We start from the raw sequence: 24,804 nt of genomic DNA, 5'->3' as shown, positions 1-24,804 counted from the left end.
CACTCCGCGAGGGTCTTTCTTATCAGCGCGACAACGGCACTATCAAACCACCACCGTCTGCGCCTCACCTTCCTTGCTCTCGCGCACGACGCCGATCTTCCACACCTGCTCGCCCGCGCCCGACAACAGGCCGGTTGCCGCATCGGCATCTTCCGCCGCAACGATCACCGCCATGCCGATACCGCAGTTGAACACGCGATGCATCTCCGCATCCGCGACGCCGCCGTGCTTCTGCAGCCACGCGAACAGCGGCGGCAGCGGCCACGCGCGATGATCCAGCTCCGCCGTCAGCCCATCGCGCAGCACGCGCGGAATATTCTCGACGAGACCGCCGCCTGTGATATGCGCCATGCCCTTCACCGTGACGCTTTGCATCGCCGACAAGAGCGGCTTCACGTAGATGCGCGTGGGCGCCATCAGCGCGTCGGCAAGCGTTCGGCCGTCGAAATCGGCGTTGAGATCCGGATTCGCGCGCTCGATGATCTTGCGCACCAGCGAATAACCGTTCGAGTGGATGCCGCTCGATGCCAGGCCCAGCACGACATCGCCCGGCTTGATCGTGCTGCCGTCGATGATCTTGCTCTTTTCCACCGCGCCGACCGCGAAGCCCGCGAGGTCGTATTCGCCGTCCGGATACATGCCCGGCATTTCCGCCGTCTCGCCGCCGATCAGCGCGCAGCCCGCCAGCTCGCAGCCCGTGGCGATGCCCTTCACGACGTCCGCCGCGGTGTCGACATCCAGCTTGCCGCACGCGAAGTAATCGAGGAAGAAGAGCGGCTCGGCGCCCTGCACGAGAATGTCGTTGACGCTCATCGCGACGAGATCCTGGCCGACCGTGTCATGCCGGTTCAGCGTGAACGCGAGGCGCAGCTTCGTGCCGACGCCGTCCGTGCCCGATACGAGCACCGGCTCCTTGTACTTCTTCGGCACCTCGAAGAGCGCGCCGAATCCGCCGATGCCGCCCAGCACGCCGTCGCGCAACGTTTTCTTGGCAAACGGCTTGATCCGGTCGACGAGCGCGTCGCCCGCGTCGATGTCCACGCCCGCGTCGCGATACGACAAACCTTGGGCGTCCGGTGCGGATTTCGGTTGATTCATGGAGGGAGGAGCAAGAAGGTCGGTAAAATGCGATTTTACCCGATGATGACCCGTCGACGGTCGGCCAGCCGGATTTTCCCGCGCACGCCAGAATCCGCGAAGGCGCTTTTTTCGAGATCGCAGACAATCTCAGAAGCGCCCGAGCCATTGGCGCGCAAGGCCGTCCGCCGCGGCTTTGCGCGTATACCCGCAGCTCATCCGGCAGTTTTCAAGATTCGCCCGACTCAAGGCCCGACGATACCGATCTCCCGTGCAACGCCAACTGACGCTCGATCTGGGCACGCCGCCGCCCGCCACCTTCGATAACTTTTTCGCCGCCGGCAATCACGAACTGATCGCGCGGCTGCGCGAACTCGAAGGCGCGCTCGCGGCCGGGCCGGTCGCCGACCGCACGTTCTACGTGTGGGGCGAGCCGGGCAGCGGCCGCAGCCACCTGCTGCAGGCGCTCACGCACGAGGCGAACGGCCATGCGCGCTATCTCGGCCCGCAGAGCGCGCTCAACGCATTCGGGTTCGATCCGCGCGTGACGCTTTACGCCGTCGACGATTGCGACCGCCTTTCCCCCGCGCAGCAGATCGCCCTTTTCAATCTCTTCAACGAAGTGCGCGCATATCCGGCGAGCGCGCTCGTGGCCACCGGCAACGACGCGCCGCTCGCGCTCACGGTCCGCGAAGACCTGCGCACGCGGCTCGGCTGGGGCCTCGTGTTCCATCTTCAGCCGCTTTCCGACGAAGCGAAGGCATCGGTGCTGAAGCACGCGGCGCGCGAACGCGGCATCGTGCTCGCCGACGACGTGCCCGCCTATCTGCTCACGCACTTTCGCCGCGACATGCCGAGTCTCATGGCCCTGCTCGACGAACTCGACCGCTTCTCCCTGGAACAAAAGCGCGCGGTGACGCGAGCGCTGCTGCGCACGATGCTCCAGCAAACCGGCCGGGCCGCGCTCCTCGTTCCCGTATCGGCGCCGGAAGAAACGCCCGCCGATCCGAACGGCCCCGAATCCGGCCCCGCCGCGCCGGACAACGATCCGACCCGCTTCAAGTAGAATGCGCTCCCATGAACCTTGCCCTCTTTGATCTCGATCACACGCTCATTCCCACCGACAGCGACCACGAATGGGGCCGCTTCATGGTGAAGCTCGGCATCGTCGAGGCGGAATCCTTCGCGCGTCAGAACGACGCCTTCTACGCCGATTACAAGGCGGGCGTGCTCGACATCAACGCGTATCTGCACGCGATGCTGGCCCCGCTCGCAAAATACTCGCGCGAACAGCTCACCGACTGGCACGCGCAATTCATGCGCGAAGTGATCAACCCGCGCATCGTGCCGGCCGCCGTCACGCTCGTGCGCGAGCATCAGGACGAAGGCGATCTCTGCTGCCTCGTCACCGCGACGAACGCGTTCATCACCGCGCCGATCGCCGAAGCCTTCGGCATCGAAACGCTGATCGCCTGCGAAGTCGAAACGGTCGACGATCATCCGCTCGGCGCGCTCACCGGCCGGCCGATGGGCACGCCGAGTTATCGCGAAGGCAAGATCGTGCGCGTCGAGCAATGGCTCGCGACGCTCGGCAAGACGCTCGACGACTTCAAGCACAGCTATTTCTACAGCGACTCGCACAACGACATCCCGCTGCTCGAGCGCGTCACGGATCCGGTCGCGACCAATCCCGACGACACCCTGCGCGCGCACGCGCAAGCCAAAGGCTGGCGCATCCTGAACCTGTTCGACACTCGTGATTAAAAAACTCATCCGCAAGCTGTTCGGGCAAGAAACCGCCTCTGCCGACGAAGGCCACGACGTCCCCGCCGCTGCTTCCGAAGCCGCGCCGAAACCCGCTCGCAAGAGCATGCGCAAGAAAGCCGCCGCGCCCGTGAAGCGCGATCCGAACGTGCCGGTCATCCTGTCGTCGGAGATTCACGGCATCGATCCTTCGCTGATCTCGAAGAACGCGATACGCGTGACCGACGGCCTGCAGCAGGCCGGGCATCGCGCGTTCATCGTCGGCGGCGCGGTGCGCGACCTGCTGCTCGGCGTCGCGCCGAAAGACTTCGACGTCGCCACCGACGCCACGCCCGATCAGGTGCAGAAGCTCTTTCGCCGCGCGCGCATCATCGGCCGGCGCTTCCAGATCGTGCATGTGCAGTTCGGGCAGGAGATCATCGAGACATCGACGTTCCGCGCGCTCATGGACGCGCCGCCGGAGCCTTCCGCCGAACCGCCGCGACGCCTCAAGCGCGGCGAGCTCGATGCGCGCACGCACGCCGTCGATGCGAGCGGCCGCGTGCTGCGCGACAACGTCTGGGGCGAGCAGCACGAAGACGCCACGCGCCGCGACTTCACCATCAACGCGATGTACTACGATCCGGCCACGCAAACGGTGCTGGATTATCACGACGGCATGGCCGACATCCGCGCGCGCCTGTTGCGCATGATCGGCGATCCGGCCACGCGTTATCGCGAAGATCCGGTACGCATGCTGCGCGTCGTGCGTTTCGCGGCGAAGCTCGGCTTCGAGATCGATGAAGCCACGCGCGCGCCGATCAAGGATCTCGCCGACCTGATGAACAACGTGCCGGCCGCGCGTCTCTTCGACGAGATGCTGAAGCTGCTCTTGTCCGGCCATGCGCTCGCGTGTCTCACGCGGCTGCGTCAGGAAGGGCTGCATCACGGCGTGTTGCCTCTGCTCGATGTCGTGCTCGAACAGCCGCACGGCGAGAAGTTCGTCACGCTCGCGCTCACCAGCACCGACGAGCGCGTGCGCGCCGGCAAGGGCGTGTCGCCGGGCTTTCTCTTCGCGACGCTCCTGTGGCACGACGTGCAGACGCGCTGGCAGCAATACACCGCGAACGGCGACTATCCGGTGCCCGCATTGCATCGCGCGATGGACGATGTCCTCGATATGCAGACGGAGAAACTCGCGATCCACAAGCGCTACTCGTCCGACATGCGCGAGATCTGGGGTCTTCAGCATCGGCTGGAAAAACGCGGCCGCAGCGCGCTGAAGCTGCTGGAACACCAAAGATTCAGAGCGGGGTATGATTTCCTGCTGTTGCGTTGCGAATCGGGCGAGCTCGATGCGGCCATCGGCCAATGGTGGAGCGACTTCATCGACGGCGATCACGCCGAGCGCGAAGCACTCCTGTCGCAAGGCGGCAAGGATCGCAACGCACCGAAGAAGCGCCGGCGCCGCAGCAACGCGAAGCGTCGCTCGGGCGAACCCGGCGCGCAGGACGAGCAAGCCGCGCAGGCAGGCAATGACGACGCGGTATCGAGTGCGGCGAACAGGCGCGAAGCCGCCGACGACGAGTAACGCCGGATTTGGTTACAGTAGCGAAGAGCGATCCTGTTCTCCCGCTTTCCGCTGTGACCCACGCGTAGGACTTCTGCCATGACGATTGCTTATCTGGGCCTGGGGGCGAATCTCGGCGATGCGCGCCAGACCCTGAAAGACGCAGTCGTGTGTCTCGCCCAGCAGCACACGATCACCGTGCTCGCGAAATCGAGCGTCTATCGCACCGCGCCGATCGATTCATCGGGCGACGATTACTTCAATTGCGTCGTCAAGCTCGAAACGAGCCTGCCCGCGCGATCGCTGCTGCGCCTGTGTCATCACATCGAGTTGCAGTTCGGGCGCGAGCGGCCGTATCGCAATGCGCCGCGCACGCTCGATCTCGACATCCTGCTGTACGGCGCATCGAGCATCGACGAAGCCGATCTCGTCGTGCCGCATCCGCGCATGACCGAGCGCGCCTTCGTGCTCGTGCCGCTCGTCGAGCTCGAGCCGGATCTCATCCTTCCTCAACGCGGTCGCGCCGATGCGTTCATCGACGGCGTCGCCGATCAGCGCATCGAGAAAGTCGCGACGTGTCAGTGCATGGTCGCGACGCAACCGCGCGGCTCCAACGCAACCGACTCCCCTTCCACGAAGACAGACTGCCGATGAGCGTTCCGCCACTCACCGTCACCGCGCCTCAACTGCGGCCGCCGCATCGTTACATGGCGATCGAAGGGCCGATCGGCGTCGGCAAGACCACGCTCGCGACGCTGCTCGCCGAACGGTGGTCGATGCGCACGCTGTTCGAGCGCCCGCAGGACAATCCGTTTCTCGAGCGCTTCTATCGCGACACCACGCGGCACGCGCTCGCCACGCAGTTGAGCTTCGCGTTGCAGCGCGCATCGCAGACGCAGGAAGCCGCCGATATCGTCACGAGCGGCGCCGCGCTGATGACCGACTTTCTCACGCAGAAGAGCGAGCTCTTCGCGCGCCTCACCCTGCCCGACGACGAGTTCCAGCTCTACAAGGACATCGCCTCGCGCATTCATGCGAGCGCGCCCGCACCCGATCTCGTCGTCTATCTGCAGGCGAGTCCGGAAGTGCTTTTTTCGCGCATCCAGAAGCGCGCGCTGCCGATGGAGCTGCAAATTTCCGATTCGTATCTGCGCGCGCTCTGCGATGCTTATAACGACTTCTTCTATCACTACGACGCGACGCCGTTGCTCACGGTGAACGCGGAGCACCTGAACCCGCTCGCCTCGGATGACGACCTCGCGCTTCTGATCGAGCGCATCGGCGCCATGCGCGGGCGCAAGGAATTCTTTGTCAAAGGCGTATCGGTCTGAATTCGCAGCCCGGCCACGCTCTCTTCAGTGAAACGACCATGACGTATCTGCAGGAAACGAATCGCGCGACGATCACCGTCCCCAAGCTCCAGACCATGCGCGAAAACGGCGAGCGCATCGCGATGCTCACGTGTTACGACGCGAGCTTCAGCGCGCTGCTCGAACGCGCGGGCGTCGATGTCATGCTGATCGGCGACTCGCTCGGCAATGTGCTGCAAGGCCACAACACGACACTGCCAGTGACGCTCGCGGACATCGCGTATCACACGGCGTCGGTCGCGCGCGGCAATCGCAGCGCGCTGATCGTCGCGGACATGCCGTTCGGCACCATCGGCTCGAAGGAAGACGCCTATGCGAACGCCGTGCAACTGATGCGCGCGGGCGCGCAGATGGTGAAGATCGAAGGCGGCGAATGGCTCGCGGATACCGTGCGCTTTCTCGTCGAGCGCTCGATTCCGGTGTGCGGGCACGTCGGTCTCACGCCGCAATCGGTGCACGCATTCGGCGGCTTCAAGGTGCAGGGCAAGTCCGAAGCGGCGGCCGAGCAGATGAAGCGCGACGCCATCGCGCTGCAGGAAGCCGGCGCGCAACTGCTCGTGATCGAAGCCGTGCCGACGTTGCTCGCGCGCGAAGTGACCGCAGCGCTCGCGATTCCGACGATCGGCATCGGCGCGGGCGTCGACTGTTCCGGACAAGTGCTCGTGCTGCACGACATGCTCGGCATCTTTCACGGCAAGCGGCCGCGCTTCGTCAAGGATTTCATGCAGGGTCAGCCGAACATTTTCGCCGCCGTCGAAGCCTATGTGCGCGCGGTGAAGGACGGCAGTTTTCCCGGGCCGGAGCACACGTTCTGAGCGAATGCGGCCCCGCGCGGGCCGCGCTTCACGATCTGCGTTTTCTCGTACATACTGGCGAGCTTCTTGCGCATACGCTGCCGATAGTCACCAAAAAAGCGAGAACAATCATGTGGCAGGTCCTTCCCGATGAATACGTCCGTGCCCAGCTCGCGGTCGGCTCGCTCGTCGCGCTGGGCGTGGCGCGCGTGGTGGCCGCGGGAATCGGGGCGCAGCGCGGCTGGCGCATCGCGGCCGTGACGCGCTGGTTCATCGGTGCGGCGGTCGTGTTCTGCCTGCCGCAACTGGTCGAAGTGATCTTCGTCGGCGGTTCGCATACGGCGTTCGTCGAGTTGCAGGGCAAGATCATCGGCTGCGCGGTCGCGCTGTTTTGCGCGCCGATCGTCAGTCACAGGCTCGGCTACGAGTAACGCCGCGCGTCGCCGTTTTCATCCCGCGAGCGACGAACCCGGCACGCTGTGCGACAGCACCGCCGCCGCCACGAACACACCCGCCATCATCAGCGCTTCGACGCGCATCACGTTGATGACCGTATGCGCGTCCATCGTCGATGCCGAGCGCGACAGGCGCGGCAACGCCGACCAGCGGTTGAGCGCGCCGAACGCGAGCGCCGCCGCTACCAGCAGCATCTTCACGATCAACGCATGACCCCACGCGCTCGCGGTCAGCACCGCGGCCGATCCGCCGATGCCGCGCCACGCGTTGAACACGCCCGTCAGCACGACGAACGCGACCGCGATCGACGCCGCTCGCGACATGCGCGCGACCGTGCGGATCAGATATGCGCGCGCAAGCGATGTATCGAGCGCCGGCAACACGAACGCACCCGCGATCACAATGCCGCCCCACGCCGCCGTCGCGAGCAGATGCAGCGTCTGAACCGCTTCGGCGAGCGAGAACGCGCCGGCATCGGCGGCATGGCCGATCGCCGATTTGCCCGCCGCGACGATCAGCGCGGCAACGAGCGCCATGCCGATCCGCGTACCGGAAAGCGCGCCGCCGCCCGCCGACGCGAGCAGCAACAGCACGCTGCCCGCCAGTGCCACCGACCAGCCGATGCCCGCGTGCGTGCCCGTCGCGACGAGCCACAACGCGCCGCCCGCCTGCACGATCGGCGCGCCGCTCATCGCCGCCGCCTGCAGCCACAGCGAAGCGAAGTTGCACAGAACGAGCGCGATGGCTGCGATCGGACCGCCGCGCGCCGCCCGCAACCAGCCGCGCCGCGCGGGCGATACGGTCGCGAACGCCTGTTCGCGCGACAGCCACACGTTCAGCAGCAGCGCGCCGAGTACGCAGGCGAAGGCCAGATCGGCGAGCGCGGCGAAGGCCGTCTGCGCGAGCGAGAGAGGATCGTCGTTCATCATGCGGAACCCGGCGCGGCGTGAACGCGCATTGCTAAAGGGAAGGTCATCGAAGGAATTTTGCGGAGTCTGAATGAAGGTCCACGGTGCAGCACAGCATCGAACACGAGCGAAACGCCTTGAATTTTTGCCGGACGCTTCCGAAACTGCATGAAGCACGTCGATCGGGCGTCTCGCATCGAGTCGAATATTTGTCGAGAGGCAATGAACCACACGCGCCTAGGAAGTTCGTCGCGGGTGGTCAATAGCCGCGCGGCATATTGTCGCGAATGCGCTGCAGCGGGACTTAGAGCGAGATTGTGTCAAATAGTCATCATCATGCATCGATGATAGAATGCCGCGTCGCATCAGAGGCTCGTCGAGCCGCTGTGGCCGTGGTCCGCCACCCACCGCCCCCTGCGTGGCCGTGGTTCGCCACCTTCGCACCGAGCCGCACGAAGCTCGGCAGGTCCCCGAATTTCATGGAGTGTCGCGTGTTTTCAAGACGCATTTTTCGTCCGCTGCTCGCTATGGCTTTTGCCTCGGCTCTGGTAGGCAGCGCTGGCGTTTTCAGCTCCGCCGCGCAGGCGCAGAACCAGCCGATCGCACCGGACACGATGGCCGCGCGCGTGCAAGGCTGTACCGCGTGCCACGGCGTTCACGGTGAAGGCACGGACAACGATTACTTCCCGCGTCTTGCCGGCAAGCCCGCCGACTATCTGTACAACCAGCTCCAGAATTTCCGCGAAGGGCGGCGCAAGTACCCGCCGATGAACTACCTCGTCACGTATCTCTCGGACGATTACCTTCATCAGATCGCGACGTACTTCTCGAACCAGCGCCCGCCGTATCCGACGCCCGTGAAGTCGAACGTGTCGGCCACGACGCTCGCGCACGGCCAGCAGCTCGTGCTGAACGGCGATGCATCGAAGAACATTCCCGCGTGCGCGGCCTGCCACGGCAAGGGTCTGACCGGCATGCAGCCGGCCATCCCGGGTCTCGTCGGCCTGCATTCGGACTACATCAGCGCGCAAGTCGGCGCATGGAAGTCGGGCACGCGTCACGCGAAGGCGCCCGATTGCATGCAGCAGATCGCCTCGCGCCTGACGGACGACGACGTGACCGCCGTCGCCGCATGGCTCTCTACGCAAACCGCACCCGCCAACCCGGTGCCCGCGCCCGCTGGCTCGTTGAAGATGCCGCTCAAGTGCGGCAGCGAACCGCAATAAGGCGTCTGGAGCGACAACACAATGAAACGCAAGTCCCTGTTCGCACTTTCCTCGGCTGTCGTGGTGGCAGCCGTCGCAGCCGGCGCCGTCCTCTGGTCGGGCGGCGACAACCTGCATTCGGGCGGCGCCATCGCGGCGACGCCTGCCGACAAAGCCGCGCTCATCAAACAAGGTGAGTACCTCGCCCGCGCCGGCGACTGTATCGCGTGCCACACGGTTCGCGGCGGCAAGGAATTCGGCGGCGGCCTGCCGATGGCCACGCCGTTCGGCACGATGTTCACGCCGAACATCACGCCGGACGATCAATACGGCATCGGCAAGTGGACCTCCGACGACTTCTATCGCGCGATGCACACGGGCCGCTCGAAAGACGGTTCGCTGCTCTATCCGGGCTTCCCGTTCACGAGCTACACGAAGGTCACGCGCGCGGACTCGGACGCGATCTACGCGTATCTGCGCTCGGTGCCGCCGGTTTCCGAACCGAGCCGTCCGCATGAACTGCGCTTCCCGTTCAACAACCGCAACCTGCTGATCGGCTGGCGCACGCTGTTCTTCTCGGAAGGCGAGTACAAGCCGGATCCGACCAAGTCGGTCGAATGGAACCGCGGCGCGTATCTCGTCGAAGGCCTCGGTCACTGCGGCATGTGCCACACGTCGATCAACGCGATGGGCGGCCCGGTCAGCTCGGCGGCCTTCGCCGGCGGCCTCATCCCGCTGCAGAACTGGTACGCGCCGTCGCTGACGTCGAACAAGGAGGCCGGTCTGGGCGACTGGGACCTGAAGGACATCAACGATCTGCTGAAGACCGGCGTGTCGCAGCGCGGCGCGGTGTTCGGCCCGATGGCGGAAGTGGTTCACAACAGCCTGCAGTACATGACCGACGCGGACATCAACGCGATCTCCACGTATCTCAAGTCGATTCCGCAAAAGAAGGAAGCGCCGGAAGTCATGCAGTTGGAGACGTCCGAGAAGTTCGGCGGCGAACTGCTCACGCTCGGCAAGAAGGTCTACACCGAAAACTGCGCGAAGTGCCACGCGGAGAACGGTCTCGGCAAGCCGCCTGCATACCCGCCGCTCGCGAACAACCAGTCGATCCAGATGCAATCGGCCGTCAATCCGATCCGTATGACGCTGAACGGCGGTTATCCGCCGAGTACGGAAGGCAACCCGATGCCGCACGGTATGCCGCCGTTCGCACAGTCGCTGTCGGATACGGAAGTCGCCGCAGTCGTGACGTACATCCGTATGTCGTGGGGCAACCACGGCACGCCGGTGTCGCCGCAGCAGGTGAGCAACCTGCGTTCGGCGCCGCTCGACTGATGGCTTCATAGGTCCTTCGCCGGGACAGCGTACAATACGCATATGGGGCGCAGCCTTCGTGGCCGCGCCCCTTGTCTTTTGGTGAATTCGATATGCATGTCGGCGAGCGTTTCAACAGCATCAGCCATTTGATCGGCGCGCTGCTGTCGGTTGCGGGTCTGGCTGCGCTCGTCACGATGGGCGCGCTCGACGGTGACGCGTACAAGGTCGTGAGCTTCGCGGTGTACGGCGCGATGCTCTGCGCGCTCTACGTGATCTCCACGCTGTATCACTGCGCGCGCTCGCCGCGCATGAAAGCGATACTGCAGAAGTGCGATCACTCGGCCATCTACTTGTTGATAGCCGGCAGCTACACGCCGTATACACTAGTGACCTTGCGCGGTCCCTGGGGCTGGTCGCTCTTCGGCGTGAGCTGGGGGCTCGCCGCGCTCGGGATCGTGCAGGAACTCACGCTCGGGCGGCGAACCCGCAGCGTTTCGATGGTGCTGTACGTGTTGATGGGATGGCTCGCGCTCGTAGCCATTCATCCGCTCGTGACGGCGCTGCCGCCCGCGGGAACCGCGTGGCTGGTGGCGGGCGGCGTCGTGTACACCGCGGGCATCTGGTTTTTCATCAACGACGAGCGCATCCGGCACGGACATGGCATCTGGCATCTGTTCGTGCTCGCAGGCAGCCTGTGCCAGTTCGTGAGCGTCGCGCGCTATGTCGCGTGAGCGCCGGCTGGAACGGGTGCCGCAGCGTCGAAGTGTCCATCGATGCAACTAAGCGCCAGATAACGTGTCTTGATAGCACGTCGAACCTCGCGGCAACGCCCGGCGATCGCTGATCGCCAACTGGCCCGCCGCCCGATTTTCCTTCGAGCGATGCACATGCGCTCTGCCGGCCGAAACTTTTCGCCGTGGCCCATTCGCATGCGCGCCGTTCGACACAACGAATAAGCATCCAATTTATGTCCTTTGATTCACTCGGCCTGTCCGAACCTCTGCTTCGCGCCGTCAACGAACTCGGCTATTCCAGTCCCACTCCGATCCAGCTTCAGGCGATTCCTGCCGTTCTGAAAGGCGGCGATCTGCTCGCGGGCGCGCAGACGGGCACCGGCAAGACCGCCGGCTTCACGCTGCCTATCCTGCAGCGCCTGTCGCAACTCGCGCCCGTCACGGGTGGCGCCAAGCGTCCGGTGCGCGCGCTCATCCTCACGCCCACGCGCGAACTCGCCGCGCAGGTCGAAGAAAGCGTGCGCGCGTACGGCAAATATCTGAAGCTCAAGTCGACGGTGATGTTCGGCGGCGTCGGCATCAATCCGCAGATCGACGCGTTGAAGCGCGGCGTCGATATCGTCGTGGCGACGCCGGGACGTCTGCTCGATCACATGCAGCAAAAGACGATCGACGTTTCGCAGCTCGAAATTCTCGTGCTCGATGAAGCCGACCGCATGCTCGACATGGGCTTCATCCACGACATCAAGCGCGTGCTCGCGCGCCTGCCGGCGAAGCGCCAGAACCTGCTGTTCTCGGCGACTTTCTCCGACGAGATCAAGGCGCTCGCCGACAGCCTGCTCGATTCGCCCGCGCTGATCGAAGTCGCGCGCCGCAATACGACGGCTGAGACCGTCGATCAGAAGATCCATCCGGTCGATCGCGATCGCAAGCGCGAGTTGCTCACGCATCTGATCCGCGGCAACAACTGGTTCCAGGTGCTCGTGTTCACGCGCACGAAGCACGGCGCGAACCGGCTCGCCGAGCAGCTCACGAAAGACGGCATCAGCGCGCTCGCGATTCACGGCAACAAGAGCCAGTCGGCCCGCACGCGCGCGCTCAGCGAATTCAAGGCCGAGACGCTGCAGGTGCTCGTCGCCACCGATATCGCGGCGCGCGGCATCGACATCGATCAGTTGCCTCACGTCGTCAACTTCGATTTGCCGAACGTGCCGGAAGACTATGTGCATCGCATCGGCCGCACGGGTCGCGCGGGCGCGGAAGGCGAAGCGGTGTCGCTGGTGTGCGTGGACGAGCATCAACTGCTGAAGGACATCGAGCGCCTCATCAAGCGGCCGATTCCGCGCGAAGTGATTCCCGGCTTCGAGCCGGATCCGAACGCGAAGCCGGAGCCGATCCAGCGCCGCAGTCAAGGACGCGGCCAGGGACAAGGTCAAGGTCAGGGACGCCAGAATCCGCGTAACGGCGAGGGACGTTCGAGTGGCGAAGCACGCCGCGAAGGCGGCCGTCCGAACGGCGATGCACGCGGCGCGCGTCCGGCGAAGCCGAACAACGGCGGCGCGCAGCCTTCGCGCGATGCGCGCACTCACAGCAAGCCGAACGTGAACGCGGGTTCCGCGCCGCGTCGTCAGGAGCCGGTTCAGGCCGGTCAGGTCGCGAACTCGCGCAAGCCTGGCGGCAATCCCGGCGCATTGCTCGGCGGACGGCGCGACGCATTGCGATCGGGCGATCGCAGCCGTTAATGCATCTGTCGTGATTCAGGCGGCGACGCTCGCCGCCCGCTTCAGCCAGTCGAGTTGCTCGCGCCAGCGCGCGAGCGCCGATTGCGCTTCGGTCAGTTCGAAGGCGATTCCGTTCGTGAGTCGCGCATATCCCACCCGTTGAACCTCACCGCTCTCGATCGTGCCGACGAAGCACGCGAGCGGCACATCGTCGAGCGGCACGCGACGCACGTCCAGATGCACTTGATAAAACGCCTCATCGGATACGAAGGCGAGTGTCGCGCGTCCGCTCGCGGTGACAGCCTGCGCCGTCCGCGACGACGGCCACAACGCGAACGCGAGTCTGCGCGCATCCGGCGCGTACAGCTCACCGGCGCTCAACAAAGCGGTTCGCACGCGATGAGCCTCGTCCGCCGCGCATAGCGAAACGGTGAAGCCGTCGTCGGCGCGAGCGAGCGCGCCGTCGAAGCGCGCGCGCAGCTCGGGCGGCCATTCATCGAAAACGGATTGCGACGAAAGCGACGGTCGGGGCGTGTTGTGATCGGTCATGAAAAGATGCCGGCTTTGCGCCGGCATCGTCGAACAAGGTTAGCGGAAGAATAACTGCGTCATCTTCGACAGCGGATAGTGCACGCCGGGTTGAATGCGCGCGGGCAGATCGAGCGGCTTGAGCAGCATCTTGATGGCCTGATCCGCCGACAGATTGCGCCGCACGAGCGCATTCACTCGCGCGGAGAGCTCGCGGTTGTACTCGACATCCTGCGCGCGCTCCGGGTAACGAATCGCGAAGACGTGCCGCAGCGCGATCTCCGAATCCTCGCTTTTCAGTTCCACGACGCGCCGCACGAGCGCGCCGAGCACGGCCATGCGGCCATTGCCCTCGATCTTGTTCCACTTCTTGAAGAAATGGAAAAAGTGCTTGTAATGCCGCACTTCGTCCGTGCGGATGTTGTCGGTGATTTCCTTCAGCACCGGTTCATCCGAACAATCGTTGATCGCGCGATAAAGCGTGGCCGTTCCCGTCTCGACGACGCAGCGCGCAACCATCTCGAGCGCGCGCTTCTTCTCGAACTCCTCGTATGAACAAGTGAGCGAGTATTCGTCGAAGAAATTCCTGAACGCAGTGTCCCAGTCGAACTCGGGCCACACGTGGTTGATGTAGGTCTTGAGCGCCCTGCCGTGCTGCATCTCTTCGGGCTCCCATTCGTTGTTGAGCCACGCCGAGATTTCGGGATCGTCGTGAAAATACTTGCTGAGATTGCTCGTATAGAGGTCCGTCCCGCTCTCGATGAACGAGCAGGCGCACAACAACAAGAGAAGATGCTCGTTGGATGCCGCCTTCTGACGATCGATTCGCGTGAGATCGATGTCTTCGATGCGCCAAGGCATCACATGTGTACTGTCCGTATGCATATATCGCGCTCCCTGGCTGGACTGAACGCGCCATCGGCCGATGAGAAACGGCCGAGGTTCAGGCGACGCCGTGATTGGATCGACCCCGGCGCTGTTGACTTCAAGTGTCAGCGGCTTGTTTTCATCTTAGCCGCCCTGCAATGAGTTTGCAGACATGGGGACAGACTCACCCGCGGCCCGCCAGTTCCATGCGTTCCAAATTCTTACGATCCGGCGCGGTCGAGTCGTCGGTGCGCTGCAGCATTATTCATGCCGGTCGGCTCTGTATATGGTTGCGTCGTGTTCGAACTGCAAAAGGCGGCCGAAGCCGCCTCGATTGTTTCGCGCGATGCCGTCGCGCAGCGCGCCGTTACGTTGCGCGTCGTGCCGCGCGCATGCGCCAGGCGACGATCGCCAGCGAGATTCCCGACAAGACGGCGGCCAGCAATACGTAGTAACTCGGCGCGAGCTTGTCCCCCGTGACATGGATGAAGGCTTCCACGATGGTCGGCGCAAAACCGCCAAACAGCGTGACGCCGAGCGCGTAGCCGATGGAAAGACCCGTCGAACGCACGCGAGTCGGGAAGATTTCGGACATAAGCGCGGGCATTGGACCGGAATACGCGGCCTTGAGAATGCCCGCGACCGATTGGAGAACGACCAGCGACGCGACTGTCGGATGCGCTTGCAGCCACGCAAACATCGGATAAATCGTGACGCCCATGAAAATCGATGTACCGAGCATGATGCGGATGCGCCCGAGCCGGTCGGAGAGCGCGCCCATCAACGGAGAGAAGATGAACTGAAGTCCGCCATTGAGCACCACGACGGCGAACGATGCGGTCGCCGGCAGGTGCAACTGCTTGACTGCGTACAGCGGCATATAGAGTTGCAGGACGTACACGCCGACCGTCGATTGCGCGACGATGCCCACGGCCAGCAAAAGATTCAGCCATTGATTCGCGAACGACACGCCTGGCGCGCTCGCCTTCTGCGCGGAGCGCGTCGCGAGAAACTCCGGCGTTTCGTCCAGATGCGAGCGGATGTAATAGCCAACCGGCCCGACGAGCAGACCGAAGACAAACGGAATGCGCCAGCCCCAGCTTTCGAGTTGCGGCTGCGGCAGCCAGGCGCTGAGTACCGAGCCGAACGCCGCGGCCATGATCGCGGCAAGCCCTTGGCTCGCGAACTGCCAGCTCGCGTAGTAGCCGCGCCGCGCTTCGCTGTGCTCGACCATGAACGCGGTCGCGCTGCCGAACTCGCCGCCGACCGCGAAGCCCTGCACGAGACGCGCGAGCAAGATCAAAAGCGGCGCGGCGATTCCGATGTGCTGATACGAAGGCATCACGGCCATGGTGAGCGTGCCGACCATCATCAGCAGAATGGCGAGCGTGAGCGCGGCCTTGCGCCCTTTGCGGTCGCCGTAGATGCCGAGCACGATCGCGCCGAGCGGGCGCATCAGGAACGAGATGCCGAACGTGCCGATGGCAAGCATCGTCGAGAGCCATTCGTCATTCGACGGGAAGAACGCCTTCGCGATGACCGTCGCGAAATAGCCATAGACGAGAAAGTCGAACCACTCGAGCGCGTTGCCGATCGACGACGAGAACACGATGCGGCGGATCATCGCCTTGGATGGCGCCGGGCGCGGCGCGGGCGTTTGCGCCTGCGTCGGAGCAGCGCCTTGATACACGCGTTCGTTCATGATTTCTCCTATCCCGCTTCCATGTCGTGATGTCGGACCGAGGCCACGAGGCGCGGGCGCGCGGCCCCCTCGCCTGCACAATTGCGGCGATCGGATGCGTGGTTTTTTATCGACGGAGACCGGCCGACGGCGCGGCCTCCGATGGCAGCCTCAGAAGCCTGCGGCGAGTCCGTCGCGCCGGCTGTCGCTCGCCGCGACATAGCCGCGCTCCGGATCATTGCGATCCAGCTTCCAGATGTACTGGCCGGAGCCGAAGTCCATGTAGGGATCGTCGATGGACTTGATCGTGTGGCCGAGACCCTCGAGCGCGCGCGCGGTTTCGAGATCGAGCGTGGCTTCGATGTCGATCGTGAAGTCGCGGTTCACCTTCCAGCGCGGCGCGTCGCACGCGGCCTGCGGCTGCTGGCCGTAGTCGAGCATGCGTACGATGGATTGCAGATGGCCTTGCGGCTGCATGTCGCCGCCCATCACGCCGAAGCTCATGACGGCTTCCTGCCTGCCGTCGACCTGCTGAGTGAGGAAAGCCGGAATGATGGTATGGAACGGACGCTTGCCGCCTTCCACGACGTTCGCGGACTTCGGATCCATCGAAAAGCCGCAACCGCGGTTCTGCAGCGCGATGCCTGTGTCGGGAACGACCACGCCCGAACCGAAGCCCATGTAATTCGACTGGATGAAGCTCACCATCATGCCGCGCTCATCGGCGACGGACATATAGATGGTGCCGCCCGCCTTGGGCATGCCGAAGTCGAAGTGCGTCGCCTTTTTCGGATCGATGAGCTTCGCGCGTTCGGTCAGATAGGCGTCGTCGAGCATCTGTTCCGGCGTGACTTCCATCGAGCGCGGATCGGCAACGTAGCGATAGACATCCGCGAAGGCGAGCTTCATCGCCTCGATTTGCAGATGCTGCGACTCGATGCGATCGACGTTCAAAGCGCTCACGTCGAACTTGTCGAGAATGCCGAGCGCGATGAGCGCCGCGATGCCCTGTCCGTTCGGCGGAATCTCGTGCACCGTGTAGCCGCGATAATCCTTGCTGATCGGCTCGACCCAGTCCGCGCGATAGTTGCGCAGGTCGTCCATCGTCAACGCCGCGCCGCCCGCGCGCGCGAACGCGGCGATGCGCTCGGCGATCTCGCCTTCGTAGAACGCGCGCGGACCTTGCTGCGCGAGCAGGCGCAGCGTTTTCGCGTGGCCGGGAAAGCGCACGAGTTCGCTCACGTCAGGCGCGCGGCCGTGCGGCATGAATACATCGGCGAAACCCGGCATGTCCTTGAGCTCCGGCACCGCCGCCGCCCACTTGTAGGCGACGATGCTCGCCACCGCATGACCGCGCTCGGCGATTTCGATGGCTGGCTCCATCAGATCCGCGAAGGGCAGCGTGCCGAACTTCGCATGCAACGCTTCCCACCCGGCGATGACACCCGGCACCGTCACGGCGTCCCAGCCGCGCTTGGGCTGGCGCGCGAGACCGTTTTCCTCGCCGTACTTGCGCCGGAAATAATCGACGTTCCACGCCGCCGGCGATACGCCCGAAGCATTCAGCCCGTGCAGCTTCCGACCGTCCCAGACGAGCGCGAAAGCGTCGCCGCCCAGCCCGCATGACACGGGTTCCACCACGGTAATGGCCGCCGCGGCCGCGATGGCTGCATCGACCGCATTGCCCCCCTTCCATAGCATGCGCAGACCGGCCTGCGCGGCGAGCGGATGAGATGTCGAAACGATATTGCGGGCGAACACCGGAAGGCGCGGGGTGGGATACGGGTTTTGCCAGTTGAAGCGAGTCATTGAATGAAGTCCGAAATTCCAGCGGGCAGAACGTGCCGGCCGACCTTGTGGCCAATCCGGGCAAAGGGGGAATATTGCATTGTCCGCTTAATCCAAAACAAATTCATTTATCGTATAAATTAATGCGGATTGCGCATTAACCGGGCGATCAGGCGTCGCTGATTGCGTGTGCTCGCATGCCGATCCTTGTGTGCGCCGCCGCACGAACCTCAAGTGGATTCTTCGAATTCGCGTGAGCGATGAACCGCTTCCGCATTGATAAAAAGTCAAAGCCAAAATTTTCTCGGCAAATTTGGCACTTGTCAGACGCTTGCCTACAATCCCAATTCCCGGCATCCGCAGCACAAAATCGACGCGTTTGCCCGGCAATTTTTCAGTTTTCCCGTACAACGTTTCGAAGCAAAAAGACCCGGCTTACAAAGCCGGTTGCTTATGCCGTTCGGTCGTCATGGAGAACACAATGCTGAGTCCGCACGAATTCGCCACGCTGCTATTGGTTCAGGAAGCGCCTAATCAGGTCGACATGGAACGCGAAGAGCTCGACGCCCTGCTCGAACGTCAGCTCGTCCAACTCGAAAATCTCGCATCGGGACGTCAGCAATGGCGCCTCACCGCCACCGGCGACTCCACAGTCAAGGCTTTCAAGCGTTACTCGTAGCACGCGGCAGGACTCGGGACGCGGTGCAAGGCCGCGTCCGCTTCACTTTCCCTTCACCTAGCGTCAAGTCGCGTCAGCCGGCCCGCAGTGTCGGGTCCACTGCCGCGCGCCAGCTCAGCGCCTGCGCGCGCTGCTCCAGGAAGAACTTCGCCCACGCGCTTTGCGCTTCGGGGCCGGGATTCGCGCGATAAGCACGATACCGTTCTGCAATCGCCGCCTGGAACGCGCAGAAGCGCTCCTTCTGCAACCCGCCGCGCCGTTCGGCCACATAGGCATCGTAGAAGGCTGAATAGACCGATTGCGCGTCCGCGCCGTAGTCGACGGGCGAGGTCCCGCACATGTCCTGCAGCGCGCTGAACGACGGCGCGCCCAATGAGCCGTCCAGGCTGGGCGTGCCCACGCAGCCCGTCAGAAGCGCCGCGCCCAGCACGCTGGAAATCAACAGCATACGCATCGCACTCACCCTTCAATCGGTTTCGTGCCGCCAGTATCGGACGAACACGAACGCCGCGCCACTCGGCCGAATGGCATAGGCCAAATCCGCATTCGAGCGGTCGATGTCGCGCGGCTTATGCCGTTCGGCCAGCTTGTCCGCGTCGCCTCGCTCCGATAGATTGCGCAAACGGACAGCGCCTTTGCTGCCCGAAACGTCGATGTCCGTTCGAACCGGAGGAGACCATGCAGGATCAGTACGTTCTCGCGCTCGATCAGGGCACCACCAGCTCACGGGCCATGCTGTTCGACCGGAACGGCAACATCGTGTCCTTGGCGCAGAAGGAATTCCAGCAGATTTATCCCGAGGCGGGCTGGGTCGAACATGATCCGCGCGAAATCTGGTCGACGCAGGCAGGCGTCGCCGCGGAAGCCGTCACGCGCGCCGGCGCGAGCGCTGCTTCGATCGCGGCAGTCGGCATAGCGAACCAGCGCGAGACTACGATCGTCTGGGATCGCGAGACGGGCGCGCCGGTCTATAACGCGATTGTCTGGCAGGACCGCCGCACGGCCGGCTTCTGTGACGAGCTCAAGTCGCGCGGCCTCGAAGCGATGGTGCGCGCGAAAACCGGTTTGCCTATCGACGCATACTTTTCGGCGACGAAAATCCGCTGGATTCTCGATAATGTAGAAGGTGCGCGCGACAAGGCGAAGCAAGGGCGGCTCGCGTTCGGCACCGTCGATAGCTGGCTCGTGTGGAATTTCACGCGTCACGGCTTGCATGTCACCGACGTCACGAACGCCTCGCGCACGATGCTCTTCAACATTCACGAACGCCGCTGGGACGACGAACTGCTCGACGCGCTCGACATTCCCCGCAGCATGCTTCCCGAAGTGCGGACGTCGTCGGAACGTTATGGCACGGCGCGAGGCACCGTGTTCAACGCCGATGTCCCGCTTGCAGCGCTTGCCGGCGATCAGCACGCCGCGCTCTTCGGCCAGATGTGCACGGATTCCGGCATGGTGAAGAACACCTACGGTACCGGCTGCTTTCTCGTCATGAACACGGGCGACAAGCCCATCGAGTCGCGCAACAACCTCGTCACCACGATTGCCTGGCAGATCGGCGATCACGTCAGCTATGCGCTCGAAGGCAGCATCTTCATCGCGGGCGCGGTCGTTCAATGGCTGCGCGACGGCCTCGGCCTCATCCGGCGCGCGAGCGAAATCGAGACGCTCGCGCGCGGCGTGCCGCACAGCGACGGCGTCTATCTCGTGCCTGCGTTCGCCGGGCTCGGCGCGCCGCACTGGAACGCGCGCGCACGCGGCACGCTCTTCGGCGTCACGCGCGGAACGACATCGAGTCATGTCGCGCGGGCGGCGCTCGATTCGATCGCCTATCAGTCCCTCGACGTCTTGAAAGCCATGGAAGCGGACTCGGGCATCCGCATCGGTGAATTGCGTGTCGATGGCGGCGCCTGCGCGAACGATCTGCTGATGCAATTCCAGGCCGACATTCTCGGCGTCGATGTCGCGCGTCCGCGCATCGCGGAGACGACGGCGCTCGGCGCGGCTTATCTCGCGGGGCTCGCGGTCGGCTACTGGAAGGACGTCGACGAACTCAAGGCGCAATGGCAACTGGAGCGCCGCTTCACGCCGTCGATGCCGAAACCGGAGATCGATTCCTGCCTCGCCGGGTGGCGCCGCGCGGTCAACGCGGCGAAGGCATGGGCGGACAGCTAACGGCTATGCATGGCGTATCGCACCCTTTCGCGTCATGCGGCGGTGCAAAAACCGCCGGCGTGCGGTATCCTAAAAAAGCTCGCGAGCCTTGCGGCTTGCCGGCATCGAGTACGTCTTCAGGGCGGGGTGCAATTCCCCACCGGCGGTATGTGGCGAGGCTTCGCGGCCGGACCACGAGCCCGCGAGCGCCCGCGCAGGATTCACGCGCGGGGTCAGCAGATCTGGTGAGATGCCAGAGCCGACGGTCATAGTCCGGATGAGAGAAGATGTGCAGATGGTCATGTCCGTCCCCTTGGCGATTTCCGCATCGTGCCGAACCGGACGCCGCCGCGCCTCTTGGCGCGTCGCCGTGGGGTGCCGTTCTGTCTGTTTGCAATGCCCTGAAACGTTTTTCGCTTACATTTCCTGCGAGAGCGTTTCACATGTCCCAGTCCCAAGCTGCCAGCCTGTCCTTCGCCACACCGGCCGTCATCGCCGATGACGCTTCTGCCGACCTTCCCCAGCTCGCTTCGTTCGACGTTCCGCCGCGCATCGCCGCCGCGCTCGACGCCATGCGCGAAGGCCGTCCGGTCGTGCTTCAGGACGACGACGATCGCGAGAACGAAGCCGATCTGATCGTCGCCGCCGAAAAACTCACCGACGCCACCATGGCCCTTCTGATCCGCGAATGCAGCGGCATCGTGTGCCTGTGTCTGCCCGACGACAAAGTACGCGCGCTCGAACTCCCGCCGATGGCCGCCGCGAACGGCAGCCGCTACGGCACGGCGTTCACCGTATCGATCGAAGCGCGTGAAGGCGTGACGACGGGCGTATCGGCGGCGGATCGCGTGACGACGATCCGCGCGGCGATCGCCGAAAACGCGAAGCCGGCGGACATCGTGCGGCCCGGCCACGTCTTTCCGCTGCGCGCGATGCCCGGCGGCGTGCTCGCGCGGCGTGGTCACACCGAAGGCACGGTCGACCTGGCGATCCTCGCCGGCCTCAAGCCTGCCGGCGTACTCTGCGAACTGATGAACGCCGACGGCACCATGACGCGCGGCGCGCAAGTCGAGCGTTTCGCGCAGGAGCGCGGCCTGCCGATGCTGACCATCGCGGAACTGGTGGAATTCCGCGCGGCGCTGGCCGCCGCGCGTGAATCCGTCGAGGAAGCGGCGTAAGGATCAGGAGAGCACGTCGCCGAAATCCCCGCGCACGCCCGCCGCGACGAGCGCGGGCAGCTCGTCCATGTGCTCCATGATTCGCGTGATGCCGGTTTCGCGCAGCACTTGCGCGTAGCCGGACGGAATATGGCTCGCGCCGACGAACGCGATGGTCTTCATGCCCGCCGCGCGCGCCGCCGTCAGTCCGGCGACGCTGTCCTCGACGACGAGGCAGCGCTCGGGCGCGACATCGAGCGTGCGCGCCGCGAGCAGATACACGTCGGGATAAGGCTTCGGCCGCTCGACTTGCTGCGCGCTGAACACGCGCGCGCCGACGATCTCGGAAAGCCCCGCCCGCCGCACCGACGCGCGCACGCGCTCCATCCGGCTGTTCGACACGACCGCCACCGGCAGGGCGCAGCCTTCCAGCGCGGCGCGCACGCCGGCGATCGGTCCGACCGAGCGCGCGAGTTCCACCGAGACGCGCGCCTCGATCGTATCGACGAAATCGGGCGGCATCACGATGCCGAACTTCGTCTCCAGATGAGTCAGGAAGCGCGAGGTCTGCTGTCCGAAAGCCGTCTTGACGACCGGTCTGAAGTCGATGCCGGGAAACGTCTCGGTGAGCACGTCCAGCATCACGCGATCCGCGATGACTTCGCTATCGACGAGCACGCCGTCGCAATCGCAGATGAGATGATCGATCATGTTGGCTCGAATTACGTTGAGCCAACATGATAAGCGCTCAGCAAGCGTCGGCTGCTTTTATGTCCGAGGTAACGCGCGGGACATCCAGGCGCGCGGCGAACCACGTCACCGCGAGCGCGGCCAGCGCGACCGCCGCCGCGGCCCACGGAAGCGCGTCGAGACCGTGACCGTGCGTCAGCACCGCGCCGCCGAGCCACGCGCCGCCCGCATTGCCGACGTTGAACGCGCCGATATTGAGCGTCGAAGCGAGATTCGGCGCGTCCTTCGCTTTCTCGACGACGCGCGTCTGCAACGGCGGCACCGTCGCGAACGCCGCGATGCCCCAGACGAAAATCGTCAGGATCGCGCCGGTCTGGCTGTGGCTCGTCTTCGCGAACACCGCCATCACGACGGCGAGCGCGAACAGAATGCCCATCAGCGACGGCATCAGCGCGCGGTCCGCGAGCTTGCCGCCGATCGTGTTGCCGATCGTCAGCCCGACGCCGAACAGCACCAGGACCAGCGTGACGGCGCGCGGCGAGAAGCCGCCCACCTGTTCGAGAATCGGCGCGATGTACGTGAACACGACGAACACGCCGCCGAAACCGAGCACCGTCATCGTGAGCGCGAGCCAGACCTGGCCGTCGCGCAGCACGCGCAGTTCCCGGCCGAGCGTGCTCGGCGCGGCGTCGTGGCGGTTCGGCACGAGCGCGGTCACGCCGAGCGCGGACAATACGCCCAAGCCCGCGACGATCCAGAACGTCGCGCGCCAGCCGAGCTCCTGCCCGATGAACGTCCCGAACGGCACGCCCAGCACGTTCGCGAGCGTGAGCCCGGTGAACATCAGCGCGATGGCGCTCGCGCGCTTTTCCGCCGGGACGAGCGACGCGGCCACGACCGCGCCGATGCCGAAGAACGAGCCGTGCGCGAACGAGGTCACGACGCGCGCGACCATCAGCAGGCCATAGCCCGGCGCGAGCGCGCACAGCACGTTGCCGACGATGAACACGAGCATCAGCAACTGCAGCGCGAGCTTGCGCGGCAGCTTGCTCGTCAGCACGGCGAGCAGCGGCGCGCCGACCGCGACACCGAGCGCGTAGCCCGTGACGAGCAGCCCCGCCGATGGAATCGTCACAGAGAGATCGTGCGCCACGTTGGGCAAGAGGCCCATGATGACGAACTCCGTCGTGCCGATGGCGAATGCGCTGATCGCAAGCGCGAGAAGTGGAAGAGGCATGATGAGATGGAAGGGTTTACACGTAGCGCATTGTGCAAGCCACGCAGCGATTTGAGAATTGGCCTACCCTTTGAATTATTCTCAAACCGGATTTGAAAATGACGATGGATCGGCTCGGCGACATGCGCCTGTTCGTGGAAGCTGCGTCGGCGGGAAGCCTGTCGGCGGCGGGCCGCAAGCTGGGCCTGTCGCCGGCGGCGGCGAGCGCGCGGCTCATCAAGCTGGAAAAAGCGCTGCACACGCGGCTCTTCGAGCGCACGACGCGCCAATTGCGCGTAACCGACGAAGGCCGCGTGTATTTGCAGCATTGCCGGATCGCGCTGCAGGCGATCGACGATGCCGAAGCCGCGCTGCAGGCCGGCCAGAACGTCGTGCGCGGCAAGGTTCGCATTTCGGCGACATCGAATTTCGGTCGCTCGATGCTGAACGGCTGGCTCGACGAATTCAGCGCGCTGCATCCGGACGTGAAATTCGCGCTCACACTATCGGATTCGGTGTCGAATCTTTTGCTGGAAGAGATCGATCTCGCGATCCGCTTCGGCGCCCCGCCCGACAGCGGCCTCGCCGCCCGCGCGCTCGCGCCGAATCGCCGCGTGCTGTGCGCGTCGCCCGCGTATCTCGCGCGCATGGGCGTGCCCGAAACGCCCGCCGATCTGACCGGGCATGACTTCCTCGTCGTCGTTACGGCGAACGGGCCGCTCAACGAGCTCGTCTTCGTGCGCGGCGACGAGCGTTACACGTACACGATTCCGCTCGCCGACGCCTGGGAAACCAACGACGGCGCGCTGCTGCGCGAATGGGCGCTCGCGGGCCACGGCATCGCGCATAAATCGATCTGGGATATCGCCGCCGACGTGCGCGCCGGCACGCTGCAGATGGTGTTGCCCGACTGGTGTACGCACGAAGCCGCCGTGCACGCGCTTTTTCACGCCAATCGCTACATGGCGCCGCGCGTGCGGGTGCTGCTGGACTTTCTCGTCGAGCGTTTCGAAAAAACGACGAACGACCTGCTCGGCGACCTGGCGTATCCGCCCGACGCGCGCGGGAAGCGTCGGGAATGGCGGCCAGAGCTATAATATTGGACCAAATACAGTAAAAAGCGGTGCAGATCAGTGTAATTGC

General features: G+C 64.6%; 24 protein-coding genes and 1 riboswitch. Of the genes, 15 read left to right on the top strand and 9 right to left on the bottom strand.

Translation table 11 applies throughout. The features are described from left to right. Window positions 1-42: 42 nt before the first annotated feature. Window positions 43-1,098, bottom strand: a complete 1,056-nt coding sequence (gene purM, locus QCE49_RS02035; protein WP_008351388.1) for a phosphoribosylformylglycinamidine cyclo-ligase — start codon at window positions 1,096-1,098, stop codon at window positions 43-45. Between the two features lie 250 nt (window positions 1,099-1,348). Here purM and hda point away from each other — a divergent pair, with 250 nt between their 5' ends. The 7 genes from hda (at window position 1,349) to QCE49_RS02000 (ending at window position 6,985) form a co-directional block, all read left to right on the top strand. Next, the gene (hda, locus tag QCE49_RS02030; protein WP_250456572.1) at window positions 1,349-2,143 is read left to right on the top strand and encodes a DnaA regulatory inactivator Hda; all 795 of its coding nucleotides are present in this window, start codon (window positions 1,349-1,351) and stop codon (window positions 2,141-2,143) included. 11 nt (window positions 2,144-2,154) lie between these two features. After that, window positions 2,155-2,841, top strand: a complete 687-nt coding sequence (locus QCE49_RS02025) for an HAD family phosphatase (RefSeq protein ID WP_034470695.1) — start codon at window positions 2,155-2,157, stop codon at window positions 2,839-2,841. Further along, entirely contained in the window at window positions 2,834-4,411 is a 1,578-nt protein-coding gene (gene pcnB / locus QCE49_RS02020) for a polynucleotide adenylyltransferase PcnB (protein ID WP_250456573.1), read from the top strand. Before QCE49_RS02025 ends, pcnB begins: the two co-directional genes overlap by 8 nt. A 78-nt stretch (window positions 4,412-4,489) precedes the next feature. Then, window positions 4,490-5,044, top strand: a complete 555-nt coding sequence (gene folK / locus QCE49_RS02015) for a 2-amino-4-hydroxy-6-hydroxymethyldihydropteridine diphosphokinase (protein ID WP_008351396.1) — start codon at window positions 4,490-4,492, stop codon at window positions 5,042-5,044. Continuing rightward, complete coding sequence (locus QCE49_RS02010) at window positions 5,041-5,721, top strand: deoxynucleoside kinase (RefSeq protein WP_250456574.1); 681 nt, start codon at window positions 5,041-5,043, stop codon at window positions 5,719-5,721. Before folK ends, QCE49_RS02010 begins: the two co-directional genes overlap by 4 nt. 38 nt (window positions 5,722-5,759) lie before the next feature. Then, on the top strand, window positions 5,760-6,575 hold the full coding sequence (gene panB, locus QCE49_RS02005; protein ID WP_034470688.1) for a 3-methyl-2-oxobutanoate hydroxymethyltransferase: 816 nt from the start codon (window positions 5,760-5,762) through the stop codon (window positions 6,573-6,575). Window positions 6,576-6,685: 110 nt separating this feature from the next. Continuing rightward, on the top strand, window positions 6,686-6,985 hold the full coding sequence (locus QCE49_RS02000; protein WP_008351402.1) for a hypothetical protein: 300 nt from the start codon (window positions 6,686-6,688) through the stop codon (window positions 6,983-6,985). A gap of 18 nt (window positions 6,986-7,003) precedes the next feature. Here the strand turns inward: QCE49_RS02000 and QCE49_RS01995 are convergent, their stop codons facing one another. Further along, complete coding sequence (locus QCE49_RS01995; RefSeq protein WP_175979825.1) at window positions 7,004-7,936, bottom strand: copper resistance D family protein; 933 nt, start codon at window positions 7,934-7,936, stop codon at window positions 7,004-7,006. 461 nt (window positions 7,937-8,397) lie between these two features. Between QCE49_RS01995 and QCE49_RS01990 the strand changes: the two genes are divergently transcribed. From QCE49_RS01990 to QCE49_RS01975, 4 genes are all read left to right on the top strand, one after another. Then, a complete protein-coding gene (locus QCE49_RS01990) occupies window positions 8,398-9,144 on the top strand; it encodes a c-type cytochrome (RefSeq protein WP_250456575.1) in 747 nt (248 codons plus the stop codon). 21 nt (window positions 9,145-9,165) lie between these two features. Further along, complete coding sequence (locus tag QCE49_RS01985) at window positions 9,166-10,464, top strand: cytochrome c (RefSeq protein WP_008351407.1); 1,299 nt, start codon at window positions 9,166-9,168, stop codon at window positions 10,462-10,464. Window positions 10,465-10,556: 92 nt separating this feature from the next. Beyond that, the gene (gene trhA, locus QCE49_RS01980; protein WP_008351409.1) at window positions 10,557-11,177 is read left to right on the top strand and encodes a PAQR family membrane homeostasis protein TrhA; all 621 of its coding nucleotides are present in this window, start codon (window positions 10,557-10,559) and stop codon (window positions 11,175-11,177) included. Between the two features lie 236 nt (window positions 11,178-11,413). Continuing rightward, entirely contained in the window at window positions 11,414-12,922 is a 1,509-nt protein-coding gene (locus tag QCE49_RS01975) for a DEAD/DEAH box helicase (protein ID WP_008351412.1), read from the top strand. 15 nt (window positions 12,923-12,937) lie between these two features. Here QCE49_RS01975 and QCE49_RS01970 read toward each other — a convergent pair whose 3' ends face one another. The 4 genes from QCE49_RS01970 to ggt all read right to left on the bottom strand — a co-directional run bounded on the left by QCE49_RS01970 (window position 12,938) and on the right by ggt (window position 17,786). After that, window positions 12,938-13,450, bottom strand: coding sequence for a hypothetical protein (locus tag QCE49_RS01970; RefSeq protein WP_033536572.1), 513 nt, complete (start codon window positions 13,448-13,450; stop codon window positions 12,938-12,940). A gap of 39 nt (window positions 13,451-13,489) precedes the next feature. Beyond that, window positions 13,490-14,314, bottom strand: a complete 825-nt coding sequence (locus tag QCE49_RS01965; protein WP_008351417.1) for a ferritin-like domain-containing protein — start codon at window positions 14,312-14,314, stop codon at window positions 13,490-13,492. Between the two features lie 349 nt (window positions 14,315-14,663). After that, a complete protein-coding gene (locus QCE49_RS01960) occupies window positions 14,664-15,998 on the bottom strand; it encodes an MFS transporter (RefSeq protein ID WP_409017131.1) in 1,335 nt (444 codons plus the stop codon). A 150-nt stretch (window positions 15,999-16,148) separates the two neighbouring features. Next, window positions 16,149-17,786: a gamma-glutamyltransferase gene (ggt, locus tag QCE49_RS01955; RefSeq protein WP_250456577.1), complete on the bottom strand. Its 1,638-nt coding sequence runs from the start codon at window positions 17,784-17,786 to the stop codon at window positions 16,149-16,151. Between the two features lie 460 nt (window positions 17,787-18,246). Here ggt and QCE49_RS01950 point away from each other — a divergent pair, with 460 nt between their 5' ends. Continuing rightward, complete coding sequence (locus QCE49_RS01950; RefSeq protein WP_008351420.1) at window positions 18,247-18,444, top strand: hypothetical protein; 198 nt, start codon at window positions 18,247-18,249, stop codon at window positions 18,442-18,444. Window positions 18,445-18,517: 73 nt separating this feature from the next. On the opposite strand, the gene QCE49_RS01945 is transcribed toward QCE49_RS01950, so the two are convergent. After that, window positions 18,518-18,898 carry a hypothetical protein gene (locus tag QCE49_RS01945; protein WP_250456578.1) on the bottom strand — a complete coding sequence of 127 codons (381 nt, stop codon included), beginning with the start codon at window positions 18,896-18,898 and terminating at the stop codon, window positions 18,518-18,520. A gap of 224 nt (window positions 18,899-19,122) precedes the next feature. On the opposite strand from QCE49_RS01945, the gene glpK reads away from it, so the two are divergent. Together glpK and ribB are read left to right on the top strand one after the other, a co-directional pair. Beyond that, window positions 19,123-20,619: a glycerol kinase GlpK gene (glpK, locus tag QCE49_RS01940; protein WP_250456579.1), complete on the top strand. Its 1,497-nt coding sequence runs from the start codon at window positions 19,123-19,125 to the stop codon at window positions 20,617-20,619. A gap of 108 nt (window positions 20,620-20,727) precedes the next feature. Next, window positions 20,728-20,891, top strand: a riboswitch (FMN riboswitch). Window positions 20,892-21,065: 174 nt separating this feature from the next. Next, window positions 21,066-21,776: a 3,4-dihydroxy-2-butanone-4-phosphate synthase gene (gene ribB, locus QCE49_RS01935; RefSeq protein ID WP_250433912.1), complete on the top strand. Its 711-nt coding sequence runs from the start codon at window positions 21,066-21,068 to the stop codon at window positions 21,774-21,776. 3 nt (window positions 21,777-21,779) lie between these two features. Here ribB and QCE49_RS01930 read toward each other — a convergent pair whose 3' ends face one another. Together QCE49_RS01930 and QCE49_RS01925 are read right to left on the bottom strand one after the other, a co-directional pair. After that, the gene (locus QCE49_RS01930; RefSeq protein ID WP_250456580.1) at window positions 21,780-22,466 is read right to left on the bottom strand and encodes an HAD family phosphatase; all 687 of its coding nucleotides are present in this window, start codon (window positions 22,464-22,466) and stop codon (window positions 21,780-21,782) included. Between the two features lie 37 nt (window positions 22,467-22,503). Then, the gene (locus QCE49_RS01925) at window positions 22,504-23,682 is read right to left on the bottom strand and encodes an MFS transporter (RefSeq protein WP_250456581.1); all 1,179 of its coding nucleotides are present in this window, start codon (window positions 23,680-23,682) and stop codon (window positions 22,504-22,506) included. Between the two features lie 104 nt (window positions 23,683-23,786). Between QCE49_RS01925 and QCE49_RS01920 the strand changes: the two genes are divergently transcribed. After that, the gene (locus QCE49_RS01920; RefSeq protein ID WP_250456667.1) at window positions 23,787-24,758 is read left to right on the top strand and encodes a LysR family transcriptional regulator; all 972 of its coding nucleotides are present in this window, start codon (window positions 23,787-23,789) and stop codon (window positions 24,756-24,758) included. The last annotated feature ends 46 nt before the right edge of the window (window positions 24,759-24,804 follow it).

It is taken from the genome of Caballeronia sp. LZ008 (assembly GCF_031451435.1).
Lineage (GTDB): Bacteria > Pseudomonadota > Gammaproteobacteria > Burkholderiales > Burkholderiaceae > Caballeronia > Caballeronia zhejiangensis.
This window is presented reverse-complemented; position numbering and strand designations above follow the sequence as displayed.

Coding starts and splice junctions, on each gene's coding strand:
- purM (WP_008351388.1), bottom strand. CDS start 1,098: ATGAATCAACCGAAATCCGCACCGGACGCCCAAGGTTTGTCGTATCGC.
- QCE49_RS02025 (WP_034470695.1), top strand. CDS start 2,155: ATGAACCTTGCCCTCTTTGATCTCGATCACACGCTCATTCCCACCGAC.
- folK (WP_008351396.1), top strand. CDS start 4,490: ATGACGATTGCTTATCTGGGCCTGGGGGCGAATCTCGGCGATGCGCGC.
- QCE49_RS02010 (WP_250456574.1), top strand. CDS start 5,041: ATGAGCGTTCCGCCACTCACCGTCACCGCGCCTCAACTGCGGCCGCCG.
- panB (WP_034470688.1), top strand. CDS start 5,760: ATGACGTATCTGCAGGAAACGAATCGCGCGACGATCACCGTCCCCAAG.
- QCE49_RS02000 (WP_008351402.1), top strand. CDS start 6,686: ATGTGGCAGGTCCTTCCCGATGAATACGTCCGTGCCCAGCTCGCGGTC.
- QCE49_RS01995 (WP_175979825.1), bottom strand. CDS start 7,936: ATGAACGACGATCCTCTCTCGCTCGCGCAGACGGCCTTCGCCGCGCTC.
- QCE49_RS01990 (WP_250456575.1), top strand. CDS start 8,398: ATGGAGTGTCGCGTGTTTTCAAGACGCATTTTTCGTCCGCTGCTCGCT.
- QCE49_RS01985 (WP_008351407.1), top strand. CDS start 9,166: ATGAAACGCAAGTCCCTGTTCGCACTTTCCTCGGCTGTCGTGGTGGCA.
- trhA (WP_008351409.1), top strand. CDS start 10,557: ATGCATGTCGGCGAGCGTTTCAACAGCATCAGCCATTTGATCGGCGCG.
- QCE49_RS01975 (WP_008351412.1), top strand. CDS start 11,414: ATGTCCTTTGATTCACTCGGCCTGTCCGAACCTCTGCTTCGCGCCGTC.
- QCE49_RS01970 (WP_033536572.1), bottom strand. CDS start 13,450: ATGACCGATCACAACACGCCCCGACCGTCGCTTTCGTCGCAATCCGTT.
- QCE49_RS01965 (WP_008351417.1), bottom strand. CDS start 14,314: ATGCATACGGACAGTACACATGTGATGCCTTGGCGCATCGAAGACATC.
- QCE49_RS01960 (WP_409017131.1), bottom strand. CDS start 15,998: ATGAACGAACGCGTGTATCAAGGCGCTGCTCCGACGCAGGCGCAAACG.
- ggt (WP_250456577.1), bottom strand. CDS start 17,786: ATGACTCGCTTCAACTGGCAAAACCCGTATCCCACCCCGCGCCTTCCG.
- QCE49_RS01950 (WP_008351420.1), top strand. CDS start 18,247: ATGCTGAGTCCGCACGAATTCGCCACGCTGCTATTGGTTCAGGAAGCG.
- QCE49_RS01945 (WP_250456578.1), bottom strand. CDS start 18,898: ATGCGTATGCTGTTGATTTCCAGCGTGCTGGGCGCGGCGCTTCTGACG.
- glpK (WP_250456579.1), top strand. CDS start 19,123: ATGCAGGATCAGTACGTTCTCGCGCTCGATCAGGGCACCACCAGCTCA.
- QCE49_RS01930 (WP_250456580.1), bottom strand. CDS start 22,466: ATGATCGATCATCTCATCTGCGATTGCGACGGCGTGCTCGTCGATAGC.
- QCE49_RS01925 (WP_250456581.1), bottom strand. CDS start 23,682: ATGCCTCTTCCACTTCTCGCGCTTGCGATCAGCGCATTCGCCATCGGC.
- QCE49_RS01920 (WP_250456667.1), top strand. CDS start 23,787: ATGGATCGGCTCGGCGACATGCGCCTGTTCGTGGAAGCTGCGTCGGCG.